This window comes from Vibrio sp. Vb1980 (assembly GCF_033338615.1).
In the GTDB taxonomy this organism is placed as follows: Bacteria; Pseudomonadota; Gammaproteobacteria; order Enterobacterales; family Vibrionaceae; genus Vibrio; species Vibrio alginolyticus.
Genome location: NZ_JAWOSZ010000011.1, coordinates 151,321 through 167,268, shown reverse-complemented (window position 1 = coordinate 167,268; position 15,948 = coordinate 151,321). Strand labels below are relative to the sequence as shown.

The following is a 15,948-nucleotide window of genomic DNA, read 5'->3' as shown; positions in this document are numbered from 1 at the left end:
CTTTAAAATACAAAACGCCCGATGAAGTACATCGAGCGTTTTAGTTAAAAAGTGTCAACCCATATCAGGACGGGTCAGTCGTTTCGCGTTAATTTAGGCCAAGCATATTTGGCTCACCACGATAAATAATGCGATCGTTTCCTCGGTGAATACAAAACGTAACTGTAACAGGTGGATTTTCCTCTTCACTTGTCGTGTTATCCCAATCGTATTTCAGCCAAGAGATGCGATTACCTGAGCCGTCTAAATCCAGATGGAATTGTATTTGCTCGCGTGCTGAGTCAATTTGTCTTGCAACGATATCGGTCATCCTGCCAACATGCATTGTCCCAACTCCAGAAAGCATGGCGTTGTTTGCAGGCGCATTCGACCAAATTGGCGTGCTGAAGTAATATTCACCATTCGCCGTTGTTGAGCTGTCATCGAAGTTAGTCATAAATCGACCGTTTTGCCAAGTTTCTACAGCAAGTGGCACTTTGATCACCATGCCTTGGTTGCCACCTACATCTTGAAAGTTCAAACGACCGAATCGAATGTCTGGTTGTTTTGTGAGTACTTCGCTATCGTCGAAGAAGTTTACCTCATCAACGGCTTTAGTCGTGACTATACCTATTTTGCTGCTGTCACTGTTAGTCCCTTTATTAAATGGGCCATCAGGATATTGCTTATCTGTCGTGTTCTTTTTCCAGCATGGGCTATTGTTACAAGTCGCATTGGTCGAGGGCTTCTCTATAACAAACGTTCCAACACTCGCGCTACCCAGTAGTTTCCAGTCTACCTTCTTAGGCTTAGGCGGCAAAAACCGATCGGAGTATGAGCTTAGCTCGCCTAAATCGAAATGTTGTTGAAGGTTAGACGAAAAGTGGACGTAATTCTTCACGTTTTCCTTATTCGCATTGAGTGCGACAACATCGTAAGTGACTTTCTCAAAAGGTTGATTCATGTAAGCAAAAGTTTGGCCATGTGGGTAGTGCCATTCTTGGTCTTGCACTTGAAAATATTTTGGGTAAAAACGACCAACGTAACGATAGCCTTCGTTCACAGTCATACCTAGATATTTACTTTCTAGGTTTGCTTTTACTCTCAAGCTCCCGACTTCTTCCCAATATAATCCATTAAAGACGAATTGATCATTCTTGGCTGAATTATGCGCCTGAGCCAGTGAGTCACTACTTTTTAGCAATTTTGAGGTTTGGTTCGCTGTCTCTGATGGCGTATGTTGCTCACTCGACAAGACAACCGATGCTGCTGGAGCGTCATCAAGCGTAAAATTACGGGTGATAGAAGCATCACAATAGCGTGCTGATTCAACAGACCCACTTACAGAGCCGTCAGGTTGCCAAATGATTGGTTTCACCGTTAGAGAGAAAAGTTCTCCGGCAGCAAGAAACCCTTCTCCTTGTTCAGAGGTGCCAGAAGGCAAAGCACGTTGGTTGTCACAAATAGCGAGTGTCCATGGTCGCGAGTGCACATTAAATGTCCCTTTCACTTCCACTTTGCCTTCTTCTGGACATTCTTCAAATCCCTCACATTCAAAATGATCGGACAATGTCACTTCAAATATGCCGGACTCGTTCGTGATAAGACCATGTTCAGACAAGCCGTCTTTAAATTCCGCTGAATAGCTAAAGTTTCCTTCACTTCCTCCTAATGGTTGAACCAATGGATGAAAAATCTTAGGCGTACCATTGTAGTTGCTTGCCACTACAGGTTCGCCGGTAGAGGCACAAGCAAGCAATCGCGTATGCACGTTTTCTGGTTTACCTGCAATAACGCGTATTTCATTTAAAGTTGCGCTTTTCGTCTTTGAGTAGGCCTCAAACATAAATGGCGTAAACATAAAGCGAACAGTTTGATGCTTGCTCGTGTCTTTCGCCATAGTGAAAGTTAGTGTGTAGTTGGTATCTAACGAGATCGTATCAATATTATTCGGAACCACTCGAACAACAAGTTCACCATTCTCGTCAGATATAAATTGGTTGGCTCCTAATGTCTGCTGACCTTTAACCACCTCTAAAGTGAACAAGTCAGGGTGTGATAGGACAGCACTGACTTCTGCGCTTACAACTTCTCCATTATTGGTTGTCATTGCTGTAAATTGCGGAAGATCGTCGCCGCACATCAGTGCCATGTCGTCCGATGGTGTGACGCTGAGGTCGAAGTCGTTCTCTGATGGAGGCGTAATTTTACATTCAGGGATATAAGAAGGAATAGGGCAAGTTGTTGGTGTTTGATTTGCGTAACTACAATTGGGTTCATCAATGCCGCAATAGTGGTTGAAATTTGAACTTGATTCTAGGGTGGCTGTCACACTACCACAAATAGAAGTATTGGAGTTATTAATTGAAAAATGCATTGCCGAAATAGCTTGCTTATTCGCATATATTTTGGTCGTGCCAAAACCTGTATCTACAGTATGTCCCTGAGATGTCAAAGAACCAAAAACTGTCGTATTATTAAGATTTATCCCCGATAGAGCATTAATGTTGCCCACAACTATTGGTGTATTAGAAAGCGACGATTCCAGTTGATTAATTTCTACTTTTGTTCCTTTTGATTTGATATCACCGCAGAACATACCAGATTCGATGTACACGTCACTTTGAGCAATGATGTTGCCATTAAGGACGTTGTGCTCTCCGTGAAACTCGACAGAACGGCCATTTCCACCAACACCATTGGTTTCTATATCTCCTTCGATTTCACTATCAGTTATTTTTATAGAACCTAAAGCAGAGACATTACCTAGTACGTAGCTATTACCATTAATTTTTAACCAAGTTCCTTTAGCTTTGATGTTTATAGGGCTTTCCTTTGAGCCTATGACATTCTGCCCACGGAGTGTTATGGAACCATGAGCGGTTAAAGACGATGAGCTTTGACTACTATTTATAATTTGATCGCCTTTCGGGAGAACAATATTTGTAGTGCAATCGTAAGTAGAACCCGTTACATGAATGGTTCCGTTTTTACAAAAGGCAACATTAGTGTTTGACTTGATATCTGCTAAGTCATAAGTGGTGGCGTGTGAGGTTAGCGGTAAAAAAAGAACCGCAGTGAAAATACTGCAAAGACGCATCATCAAATGTCCTAATGAGTGGAACAAGATGGCATCAAGCGAGCGTGAGCAAATGCTCACTGAAATTGGAATAGCTGCGGTACTTTTTGTTTTGAAGCCGCTTAGTTATTGAACTTTGGTTATTTTTTATTTCGTATGTCATTCCAAAGTTTAGCGGCCTTATTACAACGTAAGTGTCAGGTTAGTTCAAGAGGTAAGTGTGATGTGTGTCGCTTTATATGTGTAACTATTTGTTAGTTAAGGATAATGAGTAAGCATGTTGGTTCAGAATCAGGAAGGACGCGATCCTGATTCTGAATGTTTATAACGCTAGGCAGCGTGAACGATGAGTGGAGCCATCTGATATAACTCTTCCAGTATGGCTTTCGTTTGTCTCGAATAGACCAAGCAATCTCGATCGCCAACGAGCTGAATTGCTCTCACTTTACCTGCAACCAGACATTGCCTAATCGTGCGTAGAACCATTTGGATATCAATTTCTGACGCGCCATCAAGGCTGTTTTTGGTTTTTAGAGATCCAAGGTCGATACTAATGATTATTTGGTCGCAGTGGTCTAGGTAATTGCCGATCTGTTGCTTAACGTTATTGCGATGACGAAAAGAAAACTCTTTCTCGGTCACCCAATCACAACCTTGATCTTCCGCGTATTCCCACGTTTCCTGCTTCGTCTCTTGCTCACTGACGCCAGCAAAAAACAATCGTACGTTTTGATAGCGAGAAAGAGCAAAATGGAATGCAGAGCCTAAGCGTGGCTCAAGTGTCGGTTTCAAGTTCATGTTATGCCCGATATTTACGACACCCACTTCGTCTCGATAGGATACGACCACAGGTAACATGGACAAGATTGCCTCGGTACAGTTAGTGACTAAAACCGGAATTGAGTGACGAGAAAGCGAAAGACTTAACGCTTCCTGAAACTCGCCATTCTCCAGTTTGTCGTGGTTGAAGTGCCCATAGTTTTCAGCGGTTTCATGATCATGTTGTTGGTAAAGCCAATCACTAGCATTTTCCAAACTTTGATCAGCTAATTCAAACGCGCCCTTAGACATGGGTGGCAAATACTCACACACTGTCATAAAAGAAAAAGGGTAATGCTGCGGCTGTTTCACGGTGTGATGGAGTTTATAGCGTTTGAAAAAGCTTAACATGATGAATTACCTTTCTGGTGGTAGTGCCCTTGCCGCTTGCAGTACATGTAAAATAATGCGCTGCTTATCCTTTTCGACTCGGTGGGCCGGAGCCATCACTGAGACTGCGCCAATCAGTTTGCTTCCTTTCATTACCGGTGCGCTAATACCTGAAACACCCGGGTCAATCTCAGAAGTACTGACGGCATATCCGTGTTTACGGATGGTTGTGAGCTCTTTTTCCCACTCGTCGCGTCGGTGATCTTGATTAAAATATCTCAAGATTTTCTCGCATCGACTTTGAGGCATAAAAGCGAGCATCACTTTAGATGAGGCACCGCGCAGCAGAGGTTGACTTTGACCCTGGACGAAGCTGCAACGCAGCGCCTGCATACTTTCTTTCTGTCTGACACAAAGCGCACGATAACCCGCTGGTACCATATAAGCGGCCATTTCCCCGGTTTGTTGTACCAACCTAGCCAGTATGGTTTCGACCATGTCGAGCCCATGTTGCGCGGTCTCATAGCTGTGCATGAGTAATAATGCCGCCGGACCAACGACAAATGTCTTGTCGTGAACGCTTTCTTCGATCAAGTTCCACTCTTTAAGCAGTTTTAAGTGTCGGTAAAGGCTGCTTAAAGGAACGTTCAATTGCTCGCTTAGCGTTTTCGCAGAAACTGGGAACGGACTAACTGCAACTTGCATTAACAACTGCAGTGATTTTTCGTTTACCTGGTTAGCATTAGCTTTGTTTGTCGTCATGAGAGTGTTGTAACGTGTTGTAGGAGTTACGACAAATATAATTCTTAATCACTGAGAAAAGAAAAATAATTTTAATGGGTAATTCTTACATGATGAGAAACAGACAGGTAAAGACTTTCGCAAGTACCGATAGACATAACATGGTGTCGAATTAAAGTCTCAGGTTTGAGGCGCTTGATACTAAATTGGAACAGGAGTGAATAAGACATTGTTTAGTTTGCGGTATTACTCAGCGTTTCGCATACTGAGTTAATCCAAACAAATAATGTTAAAAAACGTGAGTTGCTAGCGGGTATCGGAATCGAGGTACCATCTCAGTAAATCGGTTTTATAAAAGGTTACTTTTATATGCTGAATAAGGCGATTTTTAAAAAAGCCATCATTTTTCTTCTGCCTATTCCCTTGGTTATTGGAGAGGTTTTGTATTTAGCTCGTGAAAGCGTGCAAAACAATCTCAATCATTTATTAGAAAAAAATGTGCAAATTGCAGATGAAATTTTATTCCAAATAGAGACAGAAAACCGCACGGCGTTGCTACACCCTGAACGATGTGAAGAGCTCCAGCAAAGCTCAATGTTTGAACGAGATATTGAAGAAATGCTCATTGTGAAAGAGGGAGTCATTACTTGTTCTTCGAAATTGGGAAGTATCTCTAAACCGTTAGCTGAGCACATCACCTTTCCTAAGGGACAAACGCTAGCGTTTGGTAGTGTTGATAGCTTGTACGATCAGTTCTTGCTTGTGGTAACGGAGGGAGAGCGGGGTTATCAAGCCGTAACGATTATCGATCATGACTACTTTAATGCAACAATAGGGTTTAACAACGATTTACGCCTAAAACGCTCTGCGCTGTTTATCCATGATCAAGTTTCACCTGAAGGAGCATTAAGAGCGGGAAGTAATCCTATCGGTATCAAATCGTCGCAAATGTTTGAGTATGAAGCTTTGAGCGAAGCCAGCGATCTTTTCGTCAAACAGAGAACACTTTCCTATTTTTTGTACTCAATTCCAATTATTTTCGTTATCTACCTTTGCTTGTATGCGTTGAATAAGTTTATTGATCCCCATCGCAATTTGATACTGGATCTTAAAAGAGCGATAAAAAGAGGAGAGTTGACCCTGTATTACCAACCGCAAGTTAACGTTGATACCGGCCAGTTATTCGGGTTTGAAGCGCTAGTGCGATGGGAGCATCAAAGTAAGGGGTTCATTTCTCCGGATGAGTTTGTCCCTGCGGCAGAGCAAAGTGGATTGGTTTTTTTACTTACTGATTTCGTTCTGGATAAAGCGGCAGAGGACTTCAGTAAATTAGGCTTTGATCAGCCTGTCCACCTTGGTATTAACGTGCCGCCTGGTTATTTAGTCGGACCAAACGCGATCAGAAAAATTCAATTGCTCGACAGACAGTTGAGCCGAAACAAAGTCTCATTAGGGGTAGAGATAACGGAGCGTCAGCTCATTGATTCAGAGGCGAGAAAATGCATTGCAGCGCTGCGAGTGCATGGTATTGATGTGCTGATCGATGATTTTGGAACTGGCCAAACCTCGTTAGCATTTCTACAGCACATGCGCATAGATTACTTAAAAATCGATAAGTGCTTTGTCGAAACTATTGGTATTCCTAGCCTTAGTGCTTCTGTCTTAAAAGCGATTGTTCACTTCGCGGAAGAATTACAAGTACAATTGATCGCTGAAGGCGTGGAAACCATAGCGCAAGCTGAACACTTAAAGAAGATGGGAGTGAGATATCATCAGGGATACCTGTACTCCAAACCATTACCTTATGAGCAGCTTGCGCAGCGAAGTCATTATGATTGGTAGACGTTAGCTCTATAACACTGAGCATTTTCATCAAACACAAACTCTAACTCATTTTTGATGCTATCTAAGCGGTCTTCTTGGTAGTGAGACACATACAATAGTTGGCTTAAATTCTCTCTAGCGATGAGTTCAAGTGTGTTCTTAACTAACCGTCTACCCAAAAAATCTAACCCTTGATACGGCTCGTCCAAAATCAATAATGTGGGTTGTTTCACGATGGCTCTTGCAATCAGTAATAGTCGCTGCTGACCGTACTCTAATTGCTTGAATGAGGTTTTTTTGTACTGGCTCATATGTAAGATATCGAGCCACTCGTTTGCAATATTCATCTCTTTGCGAGTTGGCTGGTTATACAACCCAATCGAATCGTAAAATCCTGACAAAATGACTTCTAATGCGCTGCAATTGACTCGATATTGGAGGTGTAGCGCTGAAGACACCATGCCGATATGCTGCTTAATTTCCCAGATTGTCTCGCCAGTACCACGCTTTTTACCAAAAATATCAATGTCATTGCTGTAGCATTGCGGATGATCGCCAAAGATCAATCCAAGTAAGGTACTCTTTCCACAACCATTTGGACCTTTGACCTGCCAATGTTGGCCCTTGTCTATGCGCCAGTTCAAGTCAGTAAAAATCTTCTTATCGGTGTATTCGACAGCCCCATTCTTTAGTTCAAATATTGGGTTGTTGAATGGCGTCGAGTGCTGATGCTGACGTATCAAGCTTATCATTTCTTCACTCTGTTGCTCTGACTGAGATTTTATTTGTCCAATGATTGGATGATTATCCCAACTGGACTTATCCATTGTACTATCAAGCTTTCCTGCACTGAAAAGCGCGATGCTATTGATCCACTCAGGCATGTCAGATTCGCGAGAGAAGGTTATGAGTAGTTGCACATTTTGAGAAAGCGAGTGTAAATAGCGAGCGAGAGCAGCTCGGTGCGCAATATCTAAGCCAGTAAATGGATTATCGAGTAATACTAAGTCAGGTTGTGTGGCTAAAGCTCGGGCGAGCATTACTCTTCTGGTTTCTCCGGTAGAGAGAACACGGAAGCCACTATCTCTAAGATGACTTAGGTCGAGATCATTAACTAGCTGTTCAGTTAAGTTAGTGTCTTGGCTCTGTTCTAGGATTAATGAATAAACAGTGCTTCCTTGGTCGATACGATCAAGAAAATCCGTATCATCTTTTTCTAATTCTCTTTCCAGTAATCGCTGTTGCTCTGATAACGACACTTGCGCAACGGACAGCCCATTTAGCTCAATTTCCCCACTATTTGGTGATATTTCATCACAAATAAGGTCTCCAAGCAGAGAGCCAATATCTCCATCCGCGCTGAATATCCCCCAAGACTGCTGAGTGTTAATTTTCCAATCGTCAATAAACAAGTGTGTCGTGTTTCTCTTAGCTGCAAGCTGACGAAAGTGAATAGTCATTGTGTTTGTCTTCCTTGTTTTCGCTTTAGTGGATTACTTATAACAATTTACGAACTCAGTACGGAAGCGCTTTTGTGTATTAATTTTGAACAGTGCTCAGTCTTGTACATATTAACGAAGCCTTGTATTAGAGGATAAAAATGCGACTAGAGTCATTAAGTAACAAGTAAGCTTGTCAATAATTTTGTTTTATTTTTGAATCAACCTATCATTATGCATGTGAATGTTATGCCGATAAGTTCATATTTGCCGTTTGTTAATTAATCAATGTAAGGACACATGTTTATGAGTGAAACGGAATACGATTACCCCTCGAGTTACAGCCTAGTTTCCATTACCGATACCTCCAGTTACATCAAATATGCCAGTGAAAACTTTAATGAAGTAGCGGGGTTTGATGAAGGGGAGCTTATTGGTAAACCCCACAATGTTGTGCGTCATCCTGATATGCCAAAACAGGCTTTTAAAGATTTATGGACTCACCTGAAAACTGGCAAACACTGGATGGGAATGGTCAAAAATCGACGTAAAAACGGCGGCTATTATTGGGTTGACGCGTTTGCTTCTCCTATAAAATCTAATGGTGAAGTTGTGGAATACCAATCAGTGAGATTTAAACCTGAGCGTATACACATCCAGCGAGCGGAAAAAGCGTATTCGAAGCTTCGAAATAATCGTAAGCCGTGGAAAATGTATCTTCCTCGTACACGTTTGTGGATGAGATCGGCCTTCTTCCTTTTAATTTCAAACCTTCTTGGCTTACTCATTCTACAAATGAATCAATCACCAGTGATAGCGTTTGGCGTTGTTGCGTTACTTTCCGTTTTCTCTATTTATGTATTAACCAGACCAGTTGAGAAGCTCGCTAAACAGGCTAGGCAAGACTTCAATAATCCACTCATGGAATATATTTATTGCGGAAGAATCAACGATCTGGCTGAGATTGAGCTGGGTATGAAGATGCGTAAGCAATTTGCAAATGCGCTATTGGGGCGCGTTGGCGTGTCTGTAAAAGACTCTTGCGAAGAAACGCGCGCAAGTGCTAACAGTGCTGCGACAAATAGCCAGCAAGTGACGGAGAACTTAAGCGCACAGAAAGTGGAGATTGACTCGGTCGCAACAGCGGTCAACGAGATGCAAGCCTCTTCATCTGAGATATCAAATAATGCTCAAGCGACCGCCGAGGCTACGTTAGAAGCGCAAAATACGATGATAGACAGCCGTAGCGTTATCGATAATGTTAACCAATCGGTTTTAGAGTTGGTGGGTGAGCTCGGCGAAATATCTAAAGTGGTCATACGTTTGAACCAACAAACCGAGCAAATTGGAACTGTTGTTGAAGTCATCAATGGTATTGCCGAACAAACTAATTTATTAGCGTTGAACGCTGCTATTGAAGCCGCGAGGGCAGGCGAACAAGGCAGAGGGTTTGCCGTTGTAGCAGATGAAGTGAGAACCTTAGCTAAAAGAACTCAGGAATCGACAACAGAGATTAAATCGGCCATTGAAGGGATTCAAAATGGGAGCAAATCAGCGGTTTCTGCGTTAGAGAAAGGTAACGAAATGTCGACCGGAACGGTAACATTGTTAGGTACTGCTTTGGATAGCATTCAACAATTGGAATCCCTTGTTCAGGACGTCGTCGAACGAAACCAACAAATTGCGGTCGCGATAGAAGAGCAGGTTTATGTAACGGATGAAATAAATGAAAACATCCAGTCGCTTAATTTAAAGTACAGTGAATCGTATGAACTGATGACTGAAACGAATCATATGAACACCAAAGTGCAAAATTGCACCAATGACCTGTCTGAAATGATTAAGAAGTTTGCTTAAACTTTAGAAAATCGAAGTTAAAAGCCCGCTAAACATTAGCGGGCTTTTAACTGGAATATAGTGAAGTGCCGGATTCGTTTACGAGCGAGGATTTCTAAATCTCGTTTTTTAAGAGCTAAAATGACGAAAGCTCGCAATAAATGCGAGCTCTCTAAATAAGTGGCGGAGAGATAGGGATTTGAACCCTAGATACGCTATTAACGTATGCCGGTTTTCAAGACCGGTGCTTTCAACCACTCAGCCATCTCTCCGTTGTGGGCGGTATAATAAGGAGCATAGTCCGACTTGTAAAGTGCTGAATTATAATAGAAGTACTGTTTGCTTGTTTTATGATCACTGATGTGATGTTGGACAGTTTGAAAACGGAGTGAAAAAGGGACAAAAAGTACCAATTTATAGAGTTTTTACTTTATATTGGCGCACGTCAATAAAATGGTGTTTTATTGTTATCTTGCTGATATATAAGACATAACATGCTTTTAGGGTACATGTGTTCGCCCGAAAGTATTTGCAAGACTTTGTGAACTAATTCAAAATTAACTGGTATAGCCAGTTGTGCTTAGAATTCTTAAGGGTGTTTATGAAGGTCACAAATCTATTTAAAGACAAAGTTGATGCGATTTCTGCTCATCAATCCGAGTTTATGAATTGGATGTCTCCAACGTTACGCGATTATTGGAGTGACTTTTTGGGGAAAGCTCAAAATAGCTTTCTTTTCTCAAAAGTTCGTGATCACCAGCAGCCAGCCGTCAACGAAGAAGTTGCACCTCAACCTGCACCGATCGTAATGGCACCTGAGGCTCAAAAGCTTTATGACGAGTTAAGTGAAAAAATTGGCGAAGTTATTCACACTGGTGATTGGGTTCATGTGTCTCAAGAACGTATTAACCAATTTGGTGCGGTAACGGAAGACATGCAATGGATTCATACCGATCCAGAGCGTGCTTCAACTGAATCTCCATTTAAGACAACTATCGCTCATGGCTTTTTAACATTAGCATTGCTGCCTAAACTGACGGATTCAGTCGATCCAGACAAGCCAATGTTCCCAACAGCTAAAATGGTAGTTAACTTGGGTTTAAACCAAGTCCGTTTCCCTTACCCTGTCAAAGCAGGCAATAATGTTCGTGCAGTCAGCACGTTAACAAAAGTAACGCCAATCAAAAAAGGTTTGGAGATTGAGCGCGAAATTAAAGTGGAAATTGAAGGTATTCGTCGACCTGGTGCGGTTGTGGTCTCTGTAATTCAACTGCATTTCTAATTCCGAAACCGGATAGAACACGACATAGTAAAAGAGAGCATCAGGGTGCTCTCTTTTTCATTTTTACTGATTAAAGTTTTTTACTGGCGTATAACCGTAATCTGCAATCGCTTTTTGTCCCTGCTCTGAACGAAGGAAAGCGATAAAACCTTTACCTGCATCGCTAATCTTATCTACTTTGTATAGCACTAGGAATGGTCGCGCCAACTTGTACTTATTATTGCTAATGTTTGTCGAGGTTGGGTCAATACCATCTAACTGAATCGCCTTGATCGAGCGATCTACTGACCCTACAGAGATAAAACCAATGGCGCGAGTGTTATGGTTAACAATGGTTTTTACCATGCTGTTGCTGTTTACAACCAAGTTGTTTGGGCTGATATCCGAGACAAGGCGATCATTAACGATTTTGGTCAGTCCCAGCAAGCTTTCGAAGCTGTAACGTGAACCTGAAGACGCTTCTCTAGTAACCACCGCGATAGGCTGATCTGCGCCCCCGACCTCTTTCCAATTCTTAATCTTACCTTTGTAAATATCAAACAGCTGTTGCTGAGAAAGGTTTTCTACAGAGTTGGTACGGTTTACAACAACAGCGAGGCCATCATAAGCGATAGGGTATACATTGAGATCTTCACCTTTTTCGCTTTCAGTCAGATAGCGAGAGCTCATGCCTATTTCGGCTACTCCTTTATTGACCATGGTGATACCAGCACTCGAACCAATGCCCTGAACAGCAACGTAATCGTCTGGGTGTGTTTTGTTGTATTCCTCAGCAAGTACATCCATCACACGAGCAACCGACGTTGAACCCGAGATGTTGATTTCTTTTGCAATGGTAGGGAGGGAGACTGCTATGGCCAATAACGTCGCCACAGTAAAACGTAACATATTAAACTCCATATACGGGATAAAGCAGAGTTTATGATATTGCGTTCAGGTTACACTTTTGTGAACTGTTAGCGCTAAACAGGGGAATTGTTTCTAGTCAAGAGGTGATGGAGCTAGCGTTTCCAAGTGGACTGAGATGATAATCTGGGCAAATGATAATATAGCTATCTTATACTTGAGTTAGGTAGATAACTACCATCGGTGATGATGTAAAGGTTATATACTAGGATCGACAGCTCTAACTATCATCCATCGGGAGAACGTTGATGTCAGTGTCCCAAATGGCGACAAGTCGTTTATACAAATCAGTTCAATCGCTCTGCTCTGCGCGTAATGCTAACTTGCCTGTCGAACAGGGCAAGTGCCTCTATGAGCTAGTAGAAAATGGCGTTGAGCTTCATCGGGCGCATTTTCTCCTCGACTCCCAGCATAGCGAGTATACTTCTCCCGTCGCGAAGATCATGTTTGATGAGGAAAACCAACTTTGGTATTTCTATGTTCCCACATATCACAACGAGCTGTTAAGGTGGGTGCCTTATAAGCCACTTCCATTTAGCCGAATGCTTGAGGACTTACTCAACGAGTTGGAGCGCGATCCTCAAGCGTGTTTTTGGGAATAGGGCGAGCCCAACGGATGCGAATGCCGACATGATTTATACTTTAGGCCTAACAACTTGGTTTCTAAAGTCTTTGGGGGTCATGTTGTAAACGGATTTAAATGCTGTACTGAAATGCGCTGCACTTTTAAAGCCAGACTCAAACGCTATTTCTGTTATTGATTTTTCTGACTTGCGCAGTTGGGTTGCTGCGAAGTTTATCCGTTTCACCTTTAATATCTGAGAAAACGAAAGATCATCTGCGGCGAGGCGACGTTTTAAGGTTGCGATGGACATGCTCATATGAGCCGCTAAGCCTTCTAGCGTGATGTCTTTTTCAATATTACCCTCAATGTACTTAATGGCTTTTTGAGAGTCGCTCAGGCTACTTGCATCATCTATGATAGATAGGATGTTTGGCTCTACCTCAACCATCAACGACAGCAATGCCATTGCGATATGGCTTTGTGTGTAGTCTGGAGCATTGCGACTCGCTAACTTAACCAACATGTCCTTCAATTGTGCTACTTCGCTACTGGATTGCGTTGAAAAAGGATAGAAGCGCCTTTCTTCCGTTTTGGAACGTAGCATCGGGTGCGCTTTCTTAAAGTCACAGAATATATTTGGATTGAAGACTAAAGCCAGTGCTTTAAAGCCTCCGTCACTAGAGACGGCTTCTGCACTGCTCAGATCTGCGGAGTTATAGAGTGTGAAATCTCCGGCTTTAAGTTCAAATTGCTCGCCATTAGGTTGATGAACTAATAGGGCACCTTCTTCAACAATATATAACCCATTATGTGTTGCAGTGTAACGCTCACTTTTGCGCGCAGTGAAGTGATTAAAGCGAATGATCTCAATGTTCGGCATACTCTTTCTTATCGTTTTACATAACAAATAAAAAAGGCGCTCAATAGAGCGCCTTTTAACTTCATTCGGTATTACTCACTTACAGTCTGTTCTGTTTGTGCTGCTGGTTGTTCAGCGAATACCTGGGTTGGCTTTGCAACTAAACTGCGGTTTTCTTGGTTTACGTCCGTAAGGACAATTTCCAATGTATCCCCAAGTTTGTATACGACCTCTTTATCGATAGAGATGGTACCGTTGTCGCCATTGCACTCAATTCTTTCTTTATTATCAAGAATTAGTGCACCAGGAATAAAGGCTGCTGCGCCATTTTCGAGAAGTCGGACACGTGCGCCTGCACGATTAATATCGAAAATCTCACCTGTGAAACAAGTTTTCTTACTCGGCTCATCAGCAAGCGTGCGTGCATATAGCCAATCTGAGACATTTCGCTCAGCGATTTTATGATGTTTACGATGTAGAGCTAGCTCTTCGCCTACTTGGTCATCTGGTTTTTGTACGGGTTCTTTACCAAGGATGACGGCCTTCAACATACGGTGGTTGATCATATCACCGTATTTACGAATTGGTGATGTCCAAGTTGCATAGATGTCTAAACCCATTGCGTAATGAGGCAGAGGCTGATTACCCACCTCACTGTATGCTTGGAACTTACGAATGCGGTTATCTAGATAAGACGTTTCTTGAGCTGCCAACCAGCGGCGCAACGCAGCAAAGCCTTCTAGCGTAGCAATAGACTCCGCTGTGAACTCCAACTGGCCTTCTGGATTGACAAGTTGAACCACTTCTTCAATCTTCTCGTTCTTGATACCTGCATGCGTATTGAAGACACCTGTTTCAAATTTATCGCGTAATGTACGACCTGCACAGATGTTTGCGGTAATCATGGATTCTTCAACAAGACGGTTTGCACTGCGGCGCATGTCTGCGTGGATAGCGATTACATCGTTATCTTCACTGAGCTCAAAACGGTAGTCAGGACGATCAGGGAAGACCACTGCGTTTTTCTCACGCCATTCAGCGCGAGCAAGAGAGAACTCATAAAGATCACGAACGATGGTCGCGATCTCTTCAGATGGCGTCCATGCTTCAGAGCTGCCGTTTTCTAACCAATCAGACACGTGATCGTATGCTAGGCGTGCATGTGATTTGATGTTTGCCGCGAAGAATTTAATATCGTCGCCAATCACACCATCTTTACTTACCATTACGGTACAGCAAATAGCAGGGCGGGTTTCACCTTCAATCAGAGAACATAGGTTGTCCGCTAAATCGCGAGGTAGCATCGGGATGTTGCGGCCTGGAAGATAAATAGTATAGCCACGCTCACGCGCTACTTTATCCATTTCATCTTCAGGTGTGATGTAGGCGGTTGGGTCCGCAATAGCGATGGTGAGTTCGAAATCGCCAGATACGGTTTTCTTCGCGTACAGCGCATCGTCCATATCTTTAGTCGATTCACCGTCGATAGTGACGAATGGAACATGAGTCATGTCTACGCGTTCTAGCTCCGCGTCGTCTTTCAGTTCCCAGTTATCGATGCCTGCTGGCTCAGAGTTTGGTAGATCGTTTTGAGCAAGCGTTACCCACCAAGGCGCAATTTTATCATTCGCGTCAGTGATTTTTTCAGAAATTTCTACGAAGAAAGAGTTATCACCTTTTAGAGGGTGGCGAATAAGATGTGCGACAACCCAATCACCTTCGGCGAACTCGTCAGGTTTTAGACCTTTCTTTAGTTTCGCTTTAAGAGATAGCTTTTTAAGCTGTGGGTGATCAGGTGCTACGTTGAGCTTGCCTTTGAACATTTTTACTCGACCAATAAAGCGAGTCACGGCTTGTTCTAGCAGCTCTTGTGGCTCTGCAACTTCGCGTTCATTTTCGGTGCGGATAATGGCGATGACTTTGTCACCGTGCATGCACTTTTTCATGTACGCAGGCGGGATGAAGAAGCTCGTCTTACTGTCCACTTCCAAAAAGCCAAAGCCTTTATCTGTGGCTTTTATTGAGCCTTCTTTTTTAGGCAGGTTTTCTTGGATTTGCTGCTTAAGCTGAGCGAGTAGTGGGTTATCTTGAAACATCTTTTCTTAAATTACCTATGGAGTTGGGCACACTATAATCATTGCGAGCTATTATTACTACCTGTGGAGCGTAATTTCGCCGTGAATTTTGCCAATTTAACCACGAGAAATTGGCTTAAATATTGATGAAATTCTCATCTGTGAGCTACGCGAATCTACGGGGAATGGTAGGACTGGTGGAAAAATATGCTAA

At 42.7% G+C, this 15,948-nt stretch carries 11 protein-coding genes and 1 tRNA gene; 4 read left to right on the top strand and 8 right to left on the bottom strand.

Annotated elements, in window-relative coordinates; translation table 11 throughout:
* Positions 1-88: 88 nt before the first annotated feature.
* The 3 genes from R7F64_RS16800 to R7F64_RS16790 all read right to left on the bottom strand — a co-directional run bounded on the left by R7F64_RS16800 (position 89) and on the right by R7F64_RS16790 (position 4,969).
* Entirely contained in the window at positions 89-3,079 is a 2,991-nt protein-coding gene (locus R7F64_RS16800; protein ID WP_412034469.1) for a DUF6701 domain-containing protein, read from the bottom strand.
* 309 nt (positions 3,080-3,388) lie between these two features.
* Positions 3,389-4,228, bottom strand: a complete 840-nt coding sequence (locus tag R7F64_RS16795) for an arginase (protein ID WP_005375657.1) — start codon at positions 4,226-4,228, stop codon at positions 3,389-3,391.
* 6 nt (positions 4,229-4,234) lie between these two features.
* On the bottom strand, positions 4,235-4,969 hold the full coding sequence (locus tag R7F64_RS16790; RefSeq protein ID WP_005386192.1) for an IclR family transcriptional regulator: 735 nt from the start codon (positions 4,967-4,969) through the stop codon (positions 4,235-4,237).
* Between the two features lie 348 nt (positions 4,970-5,317).
* Here R7F64_RS16790 and R7F64_RS16785 point away from each other — a divergent pair, with 348 nt between their 5' ends.
* Complete coding sequence (locus tag R7F64_RS16785; RefSeq protein ID WP_318071916.1) at positions 5,318-6,790, top strand: EAL domain-containing protein; 1,473 nt, start codon at positions 5,318-5,320, stop codon at positions 6,788-6,790.
* On the opposite strand, the gene modF is transcribed toward R7F64_RS16785, so the two are convergent.
* Complete coding sequence (modF, locus tag R7F64_RS16780) at positions 6,778-8,232, bottom strand: molybdate ABC transporter ATP-binding protein ModF (RefSeq protein WP_047101539.1); 1,455 nt, start codon at positions 8,230-8,232, stop codon at positions 6,778-6,780. The two genes, R7F64_RS16785 and modF, sit on opposite strands and share 13 nt — an antisense overlap.
* Before the next feature lie 285 nt (positions 8,233-8,517).
* Between modF and R7F64_RS16775 the strand changes: the two genes are divergently transcribed.
* Complete coding sequence (locus R7F64_RS16775; RefSeq protein WP_033907145.1) at positions 8,518-10,068, top strand: PAS domain-containing methyl-accepting chemotaxis protein; 1,551 nt, start codon at positions 8,518-8,520, stop codon at positions 10,066-10,068.
* A gap of 160 nt (positions 10,069-10,228) precedes the next feature.
* On the opposite strand, the gene R7F64_RS16770 is transcribed toward R7F64_RS16775, so the two are convergent.
* Positions 10,229-10,319, bottom strand: a tRNA-Ser gene (locus tag R7F64_RS16770).
* Between the two features lie 329 nt (positions 10,320-10,648).
* Here R7F64_RS16770 and R7F64_RS16765 point away from each other — a divergent pair.
* Entirely contained in the window at positions 10,649-11,329 is a 681-nt protein-coding gene (locus R7F64_RS16765; protein WP_005375670.1) for a MaoC family dehydratase, read from the top strand.
* Between the two features lie 63 nt (positions 11,330-11,392).
* On the opposite strand, the gene R7F64_RS16760 is transcribed toward R7F64_RS16765, so the two are convergent.
* On the bottom strand, positions 11,393-12,217 hold the full coding sequence (locus tag R7F64_RS16760) for a phosphate ABC transporter substrate-binding protein (protein ID WP_258458036.1): 825 nt from the start codon (positions 12,215-12,217) through the stop codon (positions 11,393-11,395).
* A gap of 266 nt (positions 12,218-12,483) precedes the next feature.
* Here R7F64_RS16760 and R7F64_RS16755 point away from each other — a divergent pair, with 266 nt between their 5' ends.
* Positions 12,484-12,837, top strand: a complete 354-nt coding sequence (locus R7F64_RS16755; protein WP_017821084.1) for a DUF3024 domain-containing protein — start codon at positions 12,484-12,486, stop codon at positions 12,835-12,837.
* Positions 12,838-12,870: 33 nt separating this feature from the next.
* Here R7F64_RS16755 and R7F64_RS16750 read toward each other — a convergent pair whose 3' ends face one another.
* Both R7F64_RS16750 and rnb read right to left on the bottom strand, forming a co-directional pair.
* Positions 12,871-13,680 carry a helix-turn-helix transcriptional regulator gene (locus tag R7F64_RS16750; protein ID WP_017635750.1) on the bottom strand — a complete coding sequence of 270 codons (810 nt, stop codon included), beginning with the start codon at positions 13,678-13,680 and terminating at the stop codon, positions 12,871-12,873.
* Between the two features lie 71 nt (positions 13,681-13,751).
* Complete coding sequence (gene rnb, locus R7F64_RS16745; protein ID WP_318071915.1) at positions 13,752-15,755, bottom strand: exoribonuclease II; 2,004 nt, start codon at positions 15,753-15,755, stop codon at positions 13,752-13,754.
* Positions 15,756-15,948 lie beyond the last annotated feature (193 nt).